Genomic DNA, 15,965 nt, shown 5'->3' on the forward strand with positions numbered 1-15,965 from the left:
GCTACGTTGATGAAGGCTAACGATGCAAAACGGCTGCGCGTTCGCGTGGCCGTTTTCCTTGCCGTAGCGCTGCTCGCGCTCCTCGTCGACAGGGTCACCAAGATCTGGGCCGCCCACGCCCTCGGCGACGGCAGGACCATCGTCGTCATTCCACGGCTGCTGTCGCTCACCTTGGTGCACAACCCTGGGGCCTCGCTGGGCCTCGGCTCGTCGGTGACCTGGCTGATCTCATGCGTGGCGTTTGTGGCGTGCCTGGTGATGGCCTATTTCGCCCTGACCACCGTCTCGCTGTGGTGGACCGTCGGGCTTGGGCTCGGCTTCGCGGGGGCGATGGGCAACCTCATCGACCGTGTGATCTACGCCGACGGCTTTGTGAACGGCCGGGTGGTCGATTTTCTCAATTACGGATGGTCCGTGGGCAACGTGGCCGACATCATCCTGATGGTCGCGGCCGCCATCATCATCGTGCTGATCCTCGCGCAGGTGCCTTTCAGCAGACATGACGTCGAGGACGGTTCGGCGCCGCATGATGCTGATGCCGCCGATAACACGAATATTTCCGATGCCGCGAACGTCGCTGATGACTTGAACGCCGCTGATAACTCCAATATCGCCGCCGCCGAATCAGACGTGCACACCGGGGGAGTGGTGTGATGTCGAAGCTCTCGCCGGCTCCCGAGAACCTGGTGGGCAGACGCTTCGACGTCGCCGTCTCCAAGATGCTCGGTGTATCGCGCTCGAAGGCGGCCCAGCTCATCGAGACCGGCCAGGTGGGTGTGCTCGGCCGCGACATCTCGAAATCCGGCACTTTGGCCGACACCGACACCGTGGAATTCGACATCGCCGAGGAGCGCGAGGAGCCCGAACCCATCGCCTCCGGCATGGCCGTGGCCTACGAGGACGACGACGTGGTGGTGGTCGACAAGCCCGTCGGCGTGGCGGCACACGCCTCCGCCGGTTGGACCGGGCCCACCGTGCTCGGCAGCCTGCTGGCACGTGGCACGCATATCACCTCGCTGGGAGCGCCGGGGCGCCAGGGCATCGTCAGCAGACTCGACGTGGGTACCAGCGGGCTCATGCTCGTCTGCAAGTCCGATCTCGCCTACAAGGAGATGCGCCATCAATTCGCCGCGCACGAGGTCGTCAAGACCTACCACGCCCTGGTGCAGGGCAATCTCAAGGACGACAAGGCCACCATCGAGGCGCCCATCGGCCGGGCCAAGGTCTCGGATTTCCGCTTCACCGTCACCGCCGCGGGCAAACCGGCCGTCACCCACTGGGATGTGCTCGAGCGCTTCGGCGAGGCCACGCTGGTCAGCGTGAACCTCGAGACGGGCCGCACCCACCAGATCCGCGTGCACTTCTCGTCCATCGGCCACCCGCTGGTCGGCGACCCGATGTATGGCGGCAACCCGGTGCTTGCCAAGCGTCTCGGGCTCGACCGGCAGTGGCTGCACGCCATGCAGCTGGAGTTCAAGCACCCGCGCACCCGGGTGTGGACCACGGTGAAATCGCACTATCCAATGGATTTGCACAACGCCTTACAGTTGCTGCGTGACGAGAAGGACGAGAAAATGGGTGAGCCCGGAGACGAGCGGTAGCGTTCGTTCGGCTTGCTGATCGGTCTTCTTGCGGTTCAGCAGGTACCGGGTTCGCTCGGTAGGCAGCGCAGTGCCAGTCGTCGTTTCGTTCCACGAATTGTCTTGGTCGTGCGAACCGTCTTGGTTGTGCGAAACGTCGTTATCATCGGGGATTTCTCGCCGATTCCCAATCCTGTTTGCCTGTTGCCCGGCACGGGAGCTATGGGAGAACGAGCAACACTGCTTCGGCGATCAACGGCAGAGCACCGAGTACCAATCCCACCAACGCGAGGGATTTGCCCCGTGGCTTCAAGCCTGTCATCGGGTCGGGGTGACGGATTTGCACCAACGCCGCGACCGCGACGATAACCGTGGCGAGACTGAACGGAAGGCACACCACGAAGGCCACTTCTTGGGCGAGGAATACCAGCACATCGAGCGGATTGTAGGTGCCGCGCGTCAAGTAGCGGTCCAATGCCAACGCCACCAGGACCAGCGCGATGTCGACGATGCCCAGAATAAACGCCGTGACGCAGCTTTTGGACATGGGAGCGTTGGCTCCATGTCCGTTCCGCCAGGCATGGCTGTCAGCGGCCCCTTCCGGACCGTATGGGAAGGCGACGGGGCGCTCGCCGCCCGCAATCCGAAAGCCGTCGGCAGGAACCTGTGGGCCATGCGTCGAAGTTTGGAAATCCCCAGCCGGAACTTGTGGTTGAGCGTCCGAAATCGGTGGCCTTTCGCCAGAACCCGAAACTTTGGAATCGAACATGGGGACTTGGTATTCGTTGCCGGCCGTCTGTGACTGGTAGGTCGGCATTGGCGATAGGGGAGCGTCTTGTGCATTCCCAGCATTCCCAGCATTCCCAGCGTTCCCGGCGGTTTCAGCGGGCCCTGGCGCCATGGAATCGCAGGGCGGTCGGCTCTCGGTCATTTCCTCTCCTCCTTGGGACAACTGGTCATTCAACGAGATATTGATACATTCCAGTCTTGCGGATAATCGGGGAATGGGCAAGGTGGACGGGCCAATGTGAATAACTGGTCGGGATATTCAGATCGCCCGGGCGTGTCGCGCTAGAAACTCATGTTTCACTCACTTTTGGATTCTGCCTTACTGTGGAGTTTAATGTATGAACGAGGGGCATCAGAAAGATGCGAGTTTGCGATCGACTGGTGTCGCGGAATCATCATCGATGCGACACTCCGGGTGGGGGACTGCCACGTGGCAGATGTTTGCTGCGGGCTTCACGAGAGTCGGCTTCAATCGCTACCCTAGAAGCTATGGCTCAATCGGGAAATTTCGTGCAATTGCATAACCACACGCACTATTCGCTTTTGGACGGCGCCTCCAAGATTCCCGACCTGGTCGCGCGCGCCAAAGAGCTCAACATGCCGGCCGTCGGCATCACCGACCACGGCAACATGCACGGCGCCTACGAGATGTGGAGCAACGCCGTGAGCGCCGGAATCAAGCCGATCATCGGCATCGAGGCCTACCTCACCCCGGAGACCTCCCGCACCGACAAATCGCGTGTGCACTGGGGCACCGAGGCCCAGCGCAGCGACGACGTCTCCGGCGGCGGCTTCATCACCCACATGACCCTCTGGGCCGAGAACGACGAGGGTTTGGTCAACCTGATGAAGGCCTCTTCCGTGGCCAACCTCGAAGGCCGCGTCGGCAAGTGGCCGCGTATGGACTACGACGTGCTGCAGACCTACCACAAAGGCGTCATCGGCACCACCGGATGCCCGTCCGGCATCGTCCAGACCAGGCTGCGCCTGGGCCAATACAAGGAGGCCCTGCGCGCCGCCCACCAGCTGCAGGACATCTTCGGCAAAGACAACTTCTACGTCGAGCTGATGGACCACAACCTCGAGATCGAGAAGCGCGTCTCCGCCGACCTGCTCAAGATCGCCAAGGACCTGGGCGCTCCCATCATCGCCACCAACGATTCCCACTACGTCCACGAAGCCGACCGCGGCTCGCAGGACGCGATGCTTTGCATCAACTCCGGCTCCCACCTGGACGACCCGAACCGCTTCAAGTTCGACGGCTCCGGCTATTACATCAAGTCGGCCGAGGAGATGCGCGCCCTCTTCAAGGACCTGCCCGAGGCCTGCGACAACACCCTCGAGGTGGCCGAACGCTGCAACGTGATGTTCGACGACCACGAGGACGGCGCGTTCATGCCCAACTTCGACTGTCCCGAGGGCTGGGACGAGACCTCGCTCTTTTTGCACGACGTGCAGCAGGGCCTCGAGAAACGCTACGACCACAACGTGCCCGAGGACGTGCGCAAGCAGGCCGACTACGAGTGCGGCGTGATCTGCCAGATGCAGTTCTGCGGCTACTTCCTGGTCGTCTCCGACTACATCAACTGGGCCAAGGAGCACGGCGTGATGGTGGGCCCCGGGCGTGGCTCGGCGGCAGGCTCCATGGTGGCCTACGCCATGGGCATCACCGAGCTCGACCCGCTGAAGCACGGCCTGATCTTCGAGCGATTCCTCAACCCCGAGCGCGTCTCGCTGCCTGATATCGATATCGATTTCGACCCCGAGGGCCGCCAGAAGGTGCTGGACTACGTCGGCGACAAATACGGGCACGACAAGGTGGCCCAGTGCGTCATCTACGGCACCATCAAGACCAAGCAGGCCCTGAAGGACTCCGCGCGCATCATGGGCTACGAGTTTTCCGTGGGCGACAAGCTCGTCAAGGCGCTGCCGCCGAGCAAGAACGGCAAGGACGCCAGCCTCAAGGACATGTTCGACCCGAACTCCAAGAAGTACGCCGAGGCGCGCGAGTTCCGCGAGCTCTACGACGCCGATCCCGACGCCAAGCGCATCACCGACCAGGCCAAGGGCATCGAGGGCCTGATCCGCCAGACCGGTGTGCACGCCTGCGCCACCATCATGTCGGCCACGCCGATCACCGACACCTCGCCGCTGCTGGAACGCACCGACGGCACGGTGACCACGACCTTCGAATATCATACCTGCGAGACGCTCGGCCTGGTGAAGAACGACTTCCTCGGCCTCTCCAACTTGACCGTCATCCGCGACACCCTGAAGAACATCGAGATCAACGGCAAGGAGCCAATCGACTACACCAAGATCCCGCTGGACGACAAGGAGACCTACCAGCTGCTGACCCGGGGCGACACCCTCGGCGTCTTCCAGCTCGATGGCGACGGCATGCGCGCGCTGCTCAAAAGCCTCAAACCCGATAACTTCAACGATATCTCCGCGTTGATCGCGCTCTACCGCCCGGGCCCGATGGATATGGACTCGCACAACAACTACGCCAAGCGCAAGAACGGTCTGCAGCCCATCACCCCGATCAACGACGAGGTGGCCGAGGCGCTCGCCCCGGTGCTCGACGAGACCTACGGCCTGATCGTCTACCAGGAGCAGGTGCAGTCCGCGGCGCGAATCCTGGCCGGCTACTCGCTGGGCCGAGCGGACGTGCTGCGCCGAGCCATGGGCAAGAAGAAGCCCGAGGTGCTGGCCAAGGAGCAGGGGCCGTTCTTCGAGGGCATGAAGGAGCACGGCTACTCCGAGAAGGCCGCGCAGGACGTCTGGGACATCCTCGTGCCCTTCTCCGGCTACGCGTTCAATAAGGCGCATTCCGCCGCCTACGGCATGATCTCCTATTGGACCGCCTACCTGAAGACCCACTATCCGGTCGAGTTCATGGCCGCCCTGCTGCAGGCCGAACGCAACAACAAGGACAAGACCGCGCTCTATCTGGGCGAGGCGAGGCGCATGGGCATCAAGGTGCTGCCGCCGGACGTCAACGAGTCGCGCCTGGAGTACGCCCCTGTGGGCGACATCATCCGTTTCGGCCTCGGCGCCATCCGCAACGTGGGCGACAAGGCGGTGCAGGACATCATCACCGAGCGCGAGAGCAAGCGCGGCAAGTTTGTCAGCTTCATGGACTTCATCCGGCGTGTCTCGCTCGAGGCGCTCAACAAGCGCTCCGTGGAATCACTGATCAAGGCCGGCGCCTTCGACTCGATCGACCCCAACCGCCGCGCCCTCTTCCAGATCCACGAGACCGCCATCGACTCGGTGCTGAGCCTCAAGCGCAAGCAGGCCGAGGGGCAGTTCGACCTCTTCAGCGACCTTGACGGTGATGACGACGGGCAGGGTGAGGACGCGATGGGCGACGCCCAGGTCAACGTGCCCGACATCGAGGATTGGGACAAGAAGACGAGGCTCAACTTCGAGCGTGAGATGCTCGGCCTCTACGTCTCCGACCATCCGCTCTCCGGCATGACCGCGGTGCTTTCGGGCCTGCGCGACATGTCGATCGCGCACCTGATCAACAGTGCCAAGGACATCGACGAGCGCGCGCAGATCACCATCGCCGGGCTCATCACCAACGTGGACCGCAGGGTCTCCAAGCGCGGCAATCCCTGGGCCATCGTCACCATCGAGGACATGGAGAGCTCCATCCAGTGCCTCTTCTTCGGCAAGGCCTATACCCGCTGTGCCGAGGACATGGCCATCGACGAGGTGGTGCAGATTCGCGGGCAGATCGAGGAACGCGACGAGACGGTGAGCATGCGCGCCAACGACATGGTCGTGCCCACCCTCGAGGCCGAGGACGAGCGGCCGTTGGTGCTCACGCTGCCGCAGATCGCGCTCGACCGTAGGCATGTCATGCAGCTCGGGAGGGTGCTCACCAGCCATCCCGGCTACTGCGAGGTGCGGCTGGCGATCATGGACGGCAAGGGCAACGCGCAGGTGCTCACCTTCGGCGACCGGTTCCGCGTCAAGCGTGACGCCTCGCTGTTCGGCGAGATCAAGACGCTGTTCGGGCCCAGCTGCCTGCCCGCCGCCTGATACCTGATAGGGGAGCGCGAGAGGGTTTCGAGCCGGCCTGTCCCAAGGAATTGGGCGGGCCGGTTCGCGTTATGCATGGGAATTGGCGGGCCGGTTTGCTTGGGCAATTGATGTTATCGGCGGGTATTGGTCTCAGCATGTGGCTGATTGCAAAGTGGGATAACTCACAGTGGATACGATAAACAGCTATGAGCGATAACACCATGCGAATCATTGACCTGCGCGGAAAGCGCCTCACCCGAGCCCAGATGCTGGAGGCCATGCCCCGTGCCGAAATGGGCACGAACGAGGCCAGCAGCGCCGTGCGCCCGATCCTCGACGATGTCAAAGCCCGTGGAGCCGCGGCTCTGCGTGATTTCGAGGAGAAGTTCGACCATATTCGCCCGCATGATCTGCGTGTGCCCGTCGAGGCGATGCAAAGCGCGCTTGAGGAGCTGGACCCGGAAGTCCGCGCCGCCATCGAGGAGTCGGTGCGCCGCATCCGCAAGGTCTGCGCCTCGCAGGTGCCGAAAGACTTTTATACCGACTTGGCCGAAGGAGCCCGCGTCGCCGAACGCTGGATTCCGGTCGAGCGCGTCGGCCTGTACGTGCCCGGCGGCAAGGCCGTCTATCCGACTTCCGTGATCATGAACGCCGTGCCGGCCCAAGTCGCGGGCGTCTCTTCGCTCGCCATCGCCACGCCTCCGAGCGCCGAGAACGGCGGCCTGCCCAACAAGACCATTCTCGCCACCTGCGCCATCCTCGGCGTCGACGAGGTCTACGCGGTCGGCGGGGCACAAGCCGTCGCCATGTTCGCCTACGGCGCCAACGGTTCCGAGCCGCAGGACGGCGAGGTGCTCTGCGAGCCGGTCGACAAAATCACCGGTCCGGGCAACATCTTCGTGGCCACGGCCAAGGGCATGGTCTCCGGCATCGTCGGCATCGACGCGGTCGCCGGACCCACCGAAATCGCGATTCTGGCCGACAAGACCGCCAACCCGAGCTGGGTGGCCGCCGATCTCATCGGCCAAGCGGAGCACGACGAGCTCGCCGGTTCCGTCCTGATCACCGACAGCGAGGAGCTGGCCAAGAAGACCCAGGAAAGCCTTGACTATCGCGTGCCGCGCACCATGTCGCACAAGCGCGTCGCCACGTCGCTGACCGGCCGTCAGTCCGGCATCATTTTGACCGACGGGCTCGATCAGTCGGTCGACGCCGCCAACGCCTACGCCGCCGAGCACTTGGAGATCCAGACCGAAAACCCGGACGAGGTCGTGCCGCGCATCAAGAACGCCGGCGCCATCTTCCGCGGGCCGTATTCGCCGGTCCCGCTGGGCGACTACATGTCCGGCTCGAACCACGTGCTGCCCACCGGCGGCACCGCCCGCTTCGCCTGTGGTCTCGGCGTGCACACCTTCATGAAGCCGGTCGAGGTCATCGAATACGACGAGCAGGGCCTGAAGCCGCTGGCGTCGCTCATCAATGCCTTCGCGGTTTCCGAAGACCTGCCTGCCCACGGCGAGTGCGTGCTGAGCCGCTTCATCGACGACCCGTACGACAAGGCCACGTTGAAGGACCAGGAGCGCAAGGCCGGCCTGCGCAAGTAGTGTATGGCCATACTCTGGTATGGTTCTATGTTGCAAAATCGTCAGTAGAGCACTCGTGGGAACGGGACGGTTAAGAACACGTAGTGATCGGTTTCTGGCATGTTGTTTTCAGGATGCCGAAAACCGATCACTAAATTGTTCTCGGTGACTGTTTTTCGGCATGGTTGTGGTGAGATGCAGAAAAACGTTCATTTGCAGCTGTTCAGTGACTGTTTTTATGCATGGAGTCGGTAAGATGCAGAAAAGTGATTGTTGAGAGAGGTTCAGTGGCCGCTTTCCAGCACGGGCTGCGTTGGATGCTGGAAAGTGGTCGTTTAGAGTCTGTGAGTGTCCGTTTTCTGGCATGAGGTAGGTAAGATGCCGGAAAATGGTCGTTTGGGATGACTCAGTGGCCGTTTTCTGGCATGGCTTGTGCCGGATGCCAGAAAACGGACACTGTCGAAACGAAGGGAAGAGCAAGATGACCAATACGATTCCGCAGGACCTGCCGTTGCGCAACGACCTCATCGGGGAGGTCCCCTACGGCGCACCGCAGCTCGACGTGCCGGTGTGCCTGAACGTCAACGAGAACCCGTACCAGCCCGAGCCGGCCGTCGTGGACGAGATTGCCGAGCGTGTGCGGCAGGTGGCCCCGACCCTCAACCGTTATCCCGACCGCGAGCACACCGCCCTGCGCGAGGCGTTCGCCCGCTACCTCAAGCGCGAGTCTGGCGTGTGGCTCGACGTCGGGCAGATCTGGGGCGCCAACGGCTCCAACGAGATCATGCTGCAGGTCTTCCAGGCCTTCGGCGGTCCGGGGCGCAAGGCGCTGGGCGCCGACCCCACCTATTCGATGTATCCCGAATACGCCCGCGACACCTTCACCCAGTGGCTCACCGTGCCGCGCCGCGACGACTTCACGCTCGACCTCGACGCGCTGCTGCGGGCCATGGGGCGCGAGAAGCCGGCGATCGTGCTGCTCACCAGCCCCAACAACCCGACCGGCACCATCCTGCCGATGGATGACCTCGAGGCGGTGCTCAAGGCCTCGGCCGAGATCGGCGTGGCCGGCGCCAAGGACGGCGTGCATCCAGTGGTCGTGGTCGACGAGGCCTATATCGAGTTCCGCGACCCGGGCATGCCCACGGCCCTGGAGCTGCTCGGCCGCTATCCGAACCTCGCCGTGAGCCGCACCATGAGCAAGGCCTTCGCCTTCGCCGGGGCGCGCGTGGGCTATCTCGCCGCCTCACCCGGCATCATCGACTGCGTGCGCATCGTGCGCATGCCCTACCATCTTTCCGCCGTCACGCAGGCCACGGCGCTCGCCGCCCTGGAGCACACCGACGAGCAGCTGGCCCAGGTGAGCCACCTGCGCGAGACCCGCGAGGCCACCGCCGACTGGCTTAAGCACCAGACTTGGCATGGCCAGCCGCTCAAGGTGGCCGATTCCCAGTCCAACTTCCTGCTCTTCGGCGGCTCGTTCGACGACCGCGACCGCATTTTCGACGAGCTGCTGAAGCGCGGTGTGCTCATCCGCGTGGTCGGGCCCGAGGGCTGGCTGCGCGTGTGCATGGGCATCGACGAAGAGATGGCGCGCTTCCGTGAGGCGTTGACCGAGGTGCTGGCGCAGCTCGAACACGAATAGGCGTTGTGGGCTGTTCGCGGCGCGGATGCGTTTCGTGGCTTCAATCGCATCCGGCCTGTTTGCTGGTTGCTGTGTGTTGATCGGCATGGGTTGGCCATGTGGGCGTGACTGCGCGGCGTGGCCTGGCGTGTGATCGCGTGTGCGGGATTTGGAATAATCGCGAGTCGGTTGCGCCGATGGGGAATGGTCGGCTGAGAATATCCGCGCGGCTCGGAAACGTCGCGTTATGGCCGTGGGCCGGGCGAGGCGTTCCCGGTTGGCTTCGCGATGAATTATGATGGTGAAAGCCTTGAAATGTGTGGGAACCAGTGAAAAGGAGCGGACATGGCAAGAACGGCGACGATAGTGCGCGAGACCAGCGAATCCAAGGTGGAGCTGAGCCTGAATCTGGACGGCACCGGCAAAACCGACATCGAGACCTCGGTGCCGTTTTACAACCACATGATGAACGCGCTGGGCAAGCATTCGCTGATCGACCTGAAGATTCGCGCCACCGGCGACACCGACATCGACGTGCACCACACCGTGGAGGACACGGCAATCGTCTTCGGCGAGGCGTTGAAGCAGGCGCTGGGCGACAAGCGCGGCATCCGCCGGTTCGCCGACGCCACCGTGCCGCTCGACGAGGCCCTGGCGCGCGCCGTGGTCGATATCTCCGGCCGCCCGTACGCCGTGTGCACCGGGGAGCCCGAAGGCTTCCAATACGCGATGATCGGCGGGCATTTCACCGGTTCGCTGGTCCGCCACGTCATGGAATCCATCGCCTTCCACGCCGACCTCTGCCTGCACATGACGGTGCTCGCAGGCCGTGACCCGCACCATATCGCCGAGGCCGAGTTCAAGGCGTTGGCCCGTGCGCTGCGGTTCGCCGTCGAGCCCGACCCGCGCATCGCCGGCATCATCCCGAGCACCAAGGGAGCGCTGTGATGGCCGACGACAAGGGCGAGGACAGCAAGGGCCAGGATTTCGGCGAAGGCGACCACGACGGGGAGTCTGATGACCTGCACTTCAGCGACGCCGAGCTCGAGGCGGCCATGGCCGGTTTCGAGAAGGAGTTCGCCGACCAGGATGCTGGTGGCGATGCCGGTACTGATGCTGGGGCTCAAGCGGATAACTCCGGGGATGCTGGCAGTGCCGATGATGGTGACGATGATGCCGGTGACGACTCGAACGATGGCTCAGACGACGATGCGCAAACCGTCACCGGTGCTGCCGAAGAGACGCTGAACTTCGACGACGAGCTGCAAGGGCTTTTGGGCAATCGCGCCAAGGTGGCGGTGCTTGTCACGCGTCTCTCCTCGGCCGACCTGCTCGCCGCGTTCTGCCAGATCGCCGACATCTCCGCCGAATGCCTGGCCGACGAGAGCGGGGCGGTGGCGGTGCTGCGCAACCTCGATGGCGACGCGCCCGAGGCCGCGGCCAAGGACCTCACCCGCGTGGTCAACGGCATGCCCGTGGTGCTGGTCGTCAACCGCGCCGACAAGCTCGAGGCCACCCTCTACCTCGGCGGCGAGCCGGGCCAGAAATTCGCCCCGCCGGCCCTGCTGGATTCCTCGCCCGCGTTCGTCGAGGACCTCATGCTCGGCATGATGGACGTGATGGGGCTGAAGGCGCAGGGCGAGCATGTCATCGACACCGGCGAGTTCAACCGCGTGAAGGCCATGAAGATCATCGCCGACCACGTCAAATTCGGCCGCCGAGGCCCCCAGATCCAATAATCCGGAGCCTGGCCGGTCACTTTGGCGGCCCCAAAATGGCGCAACGATGGGATTGCGCCATAAATGGGCCGTTGGTGTTGCCTTAGTGGCGTGAATATGGCGTATTTCTGGGGTTGCGCCATAAATGGGCCACTAGCGTTGCCTTAGTGGCGTGAAAATGGTGTAACTCTGGGATTGCGCCATAAATGGGCCGCTGGCATGCATTCAGTGGCGTGAATATGGCGGAACCTTGGGTTTGCGTTGCAGACCTATCTTTCGTGATGATGTTGGCTAGGTGACCATCCGTCTGGCGTCATGTCCCGCGATATGAGCCGGATGGGGTCTCGCACAGGGTGGGCGCATAGGATGAAAGCATTGTGTTGGCAGGTGCTCCAGGTGTCTCTTGATGCCCATTCCTAGCGGGAGGTGACGATGGCGAAGGTCGTCGTGTTTGATTATGGCTTCGGCAATGTGCGCTCGATGATGCGCGCGCTCGCCCATATCGGCCTGGACGCCACCCTCACCAGTGACCACCGGCAATCGCTTGAGGCCGACGGGCTGGTGGTGCCCGGCGTCGGCGCGTTCGCCGCCTGCATGGAGGGGCTGCGGGCCGTGCGCGGGGACGACGTCATCCTGCAACGGCTCGCCGCGGGTCGGCCGGTGCTCGGCGTGTGCGTCGGATTGCAGGTCATGTTCACACAGGGCAGCGAGAGCGGCGTCGTGACGCCCGGGCTTGGCGTGATCGATGGCAGCGTCGACCTGATCGACGCCGACGTGGTGCCGCATATGGGCTGGGACACCATCCAAGCGCCCGCTGATTCCACTTTGTTGCGGAGCCTGGGCGACGAGCGCTTCTATTTCGTGCACTCCTACGCCGCGTCGTCGGCCGAGATTCCCGAAGCTAGCTCCAACGGGAAAGCCGGCATGGCGTCAAAACCAAGGCCATCCGCGCTGATCGCCCCCGACGTGGCGCAACGGGTGACATGGTGCGATTACGGCCGCAGCCATTTTGTCGCCGCCTACGAGCGCGGCCCGCTTTCCGCCACGCAGTTCCACCCCGAGAAGTCCGGCGAGGCCGGTTCAGCGTTGTTGAGGAACTGGGCCGAAACCCTGCGGTGAAATTCACGAATTCGCGAATCCGCGAATAAGACCTACAAACGCGATAAACAAAAACTGAACGAGCAAACGAGTACCAGAGAGATACAGACCAGAGAAAAGAGAAGATCATGATTACATTGCTTCCCGCCGTCGACGTCAGGGACGGCAAGGCCGTGCGTCTGCGCCAAGGCAAGTCCGGCTCCGAGACCGACTACGGCAGCCCGCTCGAGGCCGCGCAGACCTGGGTGGACGCCGGGGCGGAATGGATCCACTTGGTCGACCTCGACGCCGCGTTCGGCACCGGCGACAACCGCGCCCAGCTGCGCGAGATCGCCCAAAAGCTGGGCGACAAGGTCAAGATCGAGATGAGCGGGGGAGTGCGTGACGACGCGAGCCTGGGCGCGGCGCTCGAGGCGGGCGCGGCACGCGTCAACATCGGCACCGCGGCGCTGGAGAACCCGGATTGGACCGTCTCGATCATCAAGAAGTACGGCGACCGCGTGGCCGTGGGCCTCGACGTCAAAGGGCACACGCTCTCCGCCCGCGGCTGGACCCGCGACGGCGGCGACCTCTTCGAGACGATGGAGATGCTCGACAAGGCCGGCTGCACCCGCTACGTGGTCACGGACGTGGCGCGCGACGGCATGATGACTGGTCCGAACCTCACCCTGCTGCGTGAGGTCGCTGAACGCACCGACGCCCACGTCACCGCCTCGGGCGGCATCTCCAGCCTCGACGACATCTGCGCCATCAAAGGGCTCGAGGGCATCGGCGTCGACGCCGCCATCGTCGGCAAGTCGCTCTACGCCGGGGCCTTCACGCTGCAGGAGGCGCTTGAGGTCGTAGGCTGATAATCCTGGTGTGGGCGGTCGCGCGCGAATGGTCTTGCCGCATAATCCCGGATGGTTTTCGCGTGCGACGCCAAGCGTGGCCGATAACGCCGCTGCGAACAATTACCCAATGCATAATTGCCGGTCATAATTGTCCGTCAAATGATAACGGTGACGGTATTCCCAAGCCCACCCCACCCCACCCAGCAACCTCACGCCTGCTGTTTAACTGGCCGTAATATTGCAATGAGAAAATGGCGATATGGATAAACAGCAGGAATTCGCCTTGCGTACCGTCGAGGAACGCGATGTGCGATTTATTCGTTTGTGGTTCACCGACGTGCTGGGGACGCTGAAGTCCGTGGCCATCGCGCCAGCCGAACTTGAGGACGCCTTCGAGGAGGGTCTGGGCTTCGACGGCTCGGCCATCGAGGGCATGACGCGTGTCTCGGAGGACGACATGATCGTCTGCCCCGACCCCTCCACCTTCCAGATCTTGCCATGGCGAGGCGGCCCGCAAGGCACCGCGCGCATGTTCTGCAACATCTACACCCCCGACGGCGAGCCCTCGCTCGGCGACCCGCGCCACATCTTGAAGCGTGAGCTGGAGAAGGCCAAGGAGAAGGGGTTCACCTTCTATGTGCACCCCGAGATCGAGTTCTACCTCTTCGAGCAACAGGACGATTGGGGCGTGCCGCCCACGCCGATCGACCACGGCTCCTACTTCGACCACGTGCCGCGCAGCCCCGGGATGGACTTCCGCCGCGCCGCGGTCAATATGCTCGAGCAGATGGGCATCTCCGTGGAATACTCGCACCACGAGGTGGGCCCGGGCCAGAACGAGATCGACCTGCGCTACGCCGACGCGATGGCCACGGCCGACAACATCATGACCTTCCGCACCGTCATCAAGGAGATCTCGCTGGAGCGCGGCATCCAGGCCAGCTTCATGCCCAAGCCCCTGACCGACGAGGCCGGCAGCGGCATGCACACCCACCTGAGCCTTTTCGACGGGGATTCGAACGCCTTCTACGAGGCCGGGCAGGAATTCAACATGTCGCTGATCGCCCGGCAGTTCGCCGCCGGCATCCTGCACCACGCCGCCGAGATCTGCGCGATCACCGACCAATACGTCAATTCCTACAAGCGCCTGTGGGGCGGCAAGGAGGCCCCGAGCTACGTGTGCTGGGGCCACAACAACCGCTCCGCGCTGCTGCGCATCCCGCAATACAAGCCGGGCAAGGGCAACTCGGCGCGCATGGAGTTCCGCGCGCTCGACCCGGTGGCCAACCCCTATCTCGCCTTCTCCGTGCTGCTCGCGGCGGGGCTCGACGGCATCGAGCAGCAGATGACGCTCGGCGAGCCGACCAGCGACGCGGTGTGGGACCTCACCGACGCCGAGCGCAAGGCCATGGGCATCGAGCCGCTGCCGGAATCGCTCGACGACGCGCTGAAGGTGATGGAGAAGTCCGAGTTCGTCGCCGGGGTGCTGGGCGAGCACGTCTTCGAGTACTTCCTGCGCAACAAGCACCAGGAGTGGGAGGACTACCGCCGCCAGGTCACCCGCTACGAGCTGGAGAAGTACCTGCCCAGGCTCTGACAGTGCAATTGCGCCATAATTACGCCGCTGAGTGTACCTATGCGGCCCAAAAATGGCGGGAAAATGTGGTTACGCCATAAATGGGCCGCTTGGAGTCTCTCAGCGGCTTGTTTATGGCGAGACTGTTGAATGTCGACATTTTTAAGCCACTGAGTTGGGCTGAGTGGCTCAAAAATGGCTGGAAATTCGAATTGCGCCATTTTGGGTCGCTGAGTGAGGCTGAGTGGCGTGTGTATGGCAGTCGCGCCCTATTTGCGGGGGTCGCCGAACCAGTTGTCGTAGATCAGGGCGAAGTTGCGGTTGCCGTAGCTGGAGCACGAGTCGCCCTCGTTGAAGCCGGCGGCCAGCGCGGCGTTGTTGGGCTGGTAGGGCGTGTAGACGTAGAGCAGCGCCGTGGCCGAGTTGCGGATGTAGACCTGGGTGCCGCCGCAGCTCTTGTTCGGGTGGTATTGCACGTAGTTGAGGGTGCCGGCGTGGTAGCCGTACTGGCTTTCGTGCGCCTGATAATACCTGAAGCGTTTCGCCGAGCCGTAGACCTGGCGGAAGAACCCGGCGTATTGCGGGTCGCAGTCGGCGTCATCGGGGCAGCTCAGCCCCATGGCGGACTTGTATTGGAAGTCGCTCGGGTTGGCGGAGCCGATGAGATGTTGCTCCTTCTGCATGACGGTGAGCAGTACCTTCTCGCTGACCCCGCAGGCTTGGGCCGACTTGTAGATGATGGCGCTCGCGAGCTCGCCCTTGGCGCCCTGGTAGGCCTTGCACTGCTCGTTGGCCGGCATGGTCTCGGTGTCGAAGGTCTTGACGGGCAGGCAGTTGGCCGACGTGCAGTTCGGCCCGTGCTTGATGATGAACGCCTGCACCTCGGCCTGGCTCATCGCGTCGGCGTTGAAGAACTGCGAGTCGGAGATGATGTCACCGGGGTCGAAATCGTATTGCTGAACCAGCTGTTCCTGCCGCTTCTGTGCTTCGGTGACCTCGACGTGCCACTGGACCACGCGCACCAGGCCCATCACGAGAGCCATCACGCAGATGGCCGCCACGACGCCCACGAGCACGGCCGCCACGCGTGCGGGCGTGCTGGCCAGGCGCCATTTGCGCTTGAGGGATT

Annotated in this window: 12 protein-coding genes; 10 read left to right on the forward strand and 2 right to left on the reverse strand. The window is 63.4% G+C overall.

Going from position 1 to position 15,965, the window contains the following annotated elements:
- Window positions 1-9: 9 nt before the first annotated feature.
- Window positions 10-654, forward strand: a complete 645-nt coding sequence (locus OZY47_RS02390) for a signal peptidase II (protein WP_277178397.1) — start codon at window positions 10-12, stop codon at window positions 652-654.
- Entirely contained in the window at window positions 654-1,601 is a 948-nt protein-coding gene (locus tag OZY47_RS02395) for an RluA family pseudouridine synthase (protein WP_277178399.1), read from the forward strand. Before OZY47_RS02390 ends, OZY47_RS02395 begins: the two co-directional genes overlap by 1 nt.
- 199 nt (window positions 1,602-1,800) lie before the next feature.
- On the opposite strand, the gene OZY47_RS02400 is transcribed toward OZY47_RS02395, so the two are convergent.
- Window positions 1,801-2,397, reverse strand: a complete 597-nt coding sequence (locus tag OZY47_RS02400; RefSeq protein ID WP_277178402.1) for a DUF4190 domain-containing protein — start codon at window positions 2,395-2,397, stop codon at window positions 1,801-1,803.
- A gap of 461 nt (window positions 2,398-2,858) precedes the next feature.
- On the opposite strand from OZY47_RS02400, the gene dnaE reads away from it, so the two are divergent.
- From dnaE to OZY47_RS02440, 8 genes are all read left to right on the forward strand, one after another.
- Complete coding sequence (gene dnaE / locus OZY47_RS02405; protein ID WP_277178404.1) at window positions 2,859-6,422, forward strand: DNA polymerase III subunit alpha; 3,564 nt, start codon at window positions 2,859-2,861, stop codon at window positions 6,420-6,422.
- A gap of 188 nt (window positions 6,423-6,610) precedes the next feature.
- Window positions 6,611-8,008 carry a histidinol dehydrogenase gene (gene hisD, locus OZY47_RS02410; RefSeq protein ID WP_277178406.1) on the forward strand — a complete coding sequence of 466 codons (1,398 nt, stop codon included), beginning with the start codon at window positions 6,611-6,613 and terminating at the stop codon, window positions 8,006-8,008.
- Between the two features lie 460 nt (window positions 8,009-8,468).
- Window positions 8,469-9,632 (forward strand): histidinol-phosphate transaminase, encoded by a 1,164-nt coding sequence (locus OZY47_RS02415; protein ID WP_277178408.1) that lies wholly within the window; start codon window positions 8,469-8,471, stop codon window positions 9,630-9,632.
- A 324-nt stretch (window positions 9,633-9,956) separates the two neighbouring features.
- Window positions 9,957-10,559, forward strand: a complete 603-nt coding sequence (gene hisB / locus OZY47_RS02420) for an imidazoleglycerol-phosphate dehydratase HisB (protein ID WP_277178410.1) — start codon at window positions 9,957-9,959, stop codon at window positions 10,557-10,559.
- The gene (locus tag OZY47_RS02425; RefSeq protein ID WP_277178412.1) at window positions 10,559-11,350 is read left to right on the forward strand and encodes a hypothetical protein; all 792 of its coding nucleotides are present in this window, start codon (window positions 10,559-10,561) and stop codon (window positions 11,348-11,350) included. The genes hisB and OZY47_RS02425 overlap by 1 nt, the downstream gene beginning before the upstream one ends.
- Window positions 11,351-11,761: 411 nt before the next feature.
- Entirely contained in the window at window positions 11,762-12,448 is a 687-nt protein-coding gene (gene hisH, locus OZY47_RS02430; protein WP_277178414.1) for an imidazole glycerol phosphate synthase subunit HisH, read from the forward strand.
- Window positions 12,449-12,552: 104 nt separating this feature from the next.
- The gene (gene priA, locus OZY47_RS02435; RefSeq protein WP_277179076.1) at window positions 12,553-13,278 is read left to right on the forward strand and encodes a bifunctional 1-(5-phosphoribosyl)-5-((5-phosphoribosylamino)methylideneamino)imidazole-4-carboxamide isomerase/phosphoribosylanthranilate isomerase PriA; all 726 of its coding nucleotides are present in this window, start codon (window positions 12,553-12,555) and stop codon (window positions 13,276-13,278) included.
- 241 nt (window positions 13,279-13,519) lie between these two features.
- The gene (locus tag OZY47_RS02440) at window positions 13,520-14,857 is read left to right on the forward strand and encodes a glutamine synthetase family protein (protein ID WP_277178416.1); all 1,338 of its coding nucleotides are present in this window, start codon (window positions 13,520-13,522) and stop codon (window positions 14,855-14,857) included.
- A gap of 248 nt (window positions 14,858-15,105) precedes the next feature.
- Here the strand turns inward: OZY47_RS02440 and OZY47_RS02445 are convergent, their stop codons facing one another.
- Entirely contained in the window at window positions 15,106-15,879 is a 774-nt protein-coding gene (locus OZY47_RS02445; RefSeq protein WP_277179078.1) for a hemagglutinin, read from the reverse strand.
- Between the last annotated feature and the right edge of the window lie 86 nt (window positions 15,880-15,965).

This window comes from Bifidobacterium sp. ESL0790 (genome assembly GCF_029395435.1).
Lineage (GTDB): Bacteria > Actinomycetota > Actinomycetes > Actinomycetales > Bifidobacteriaceae > Bifidobacterium.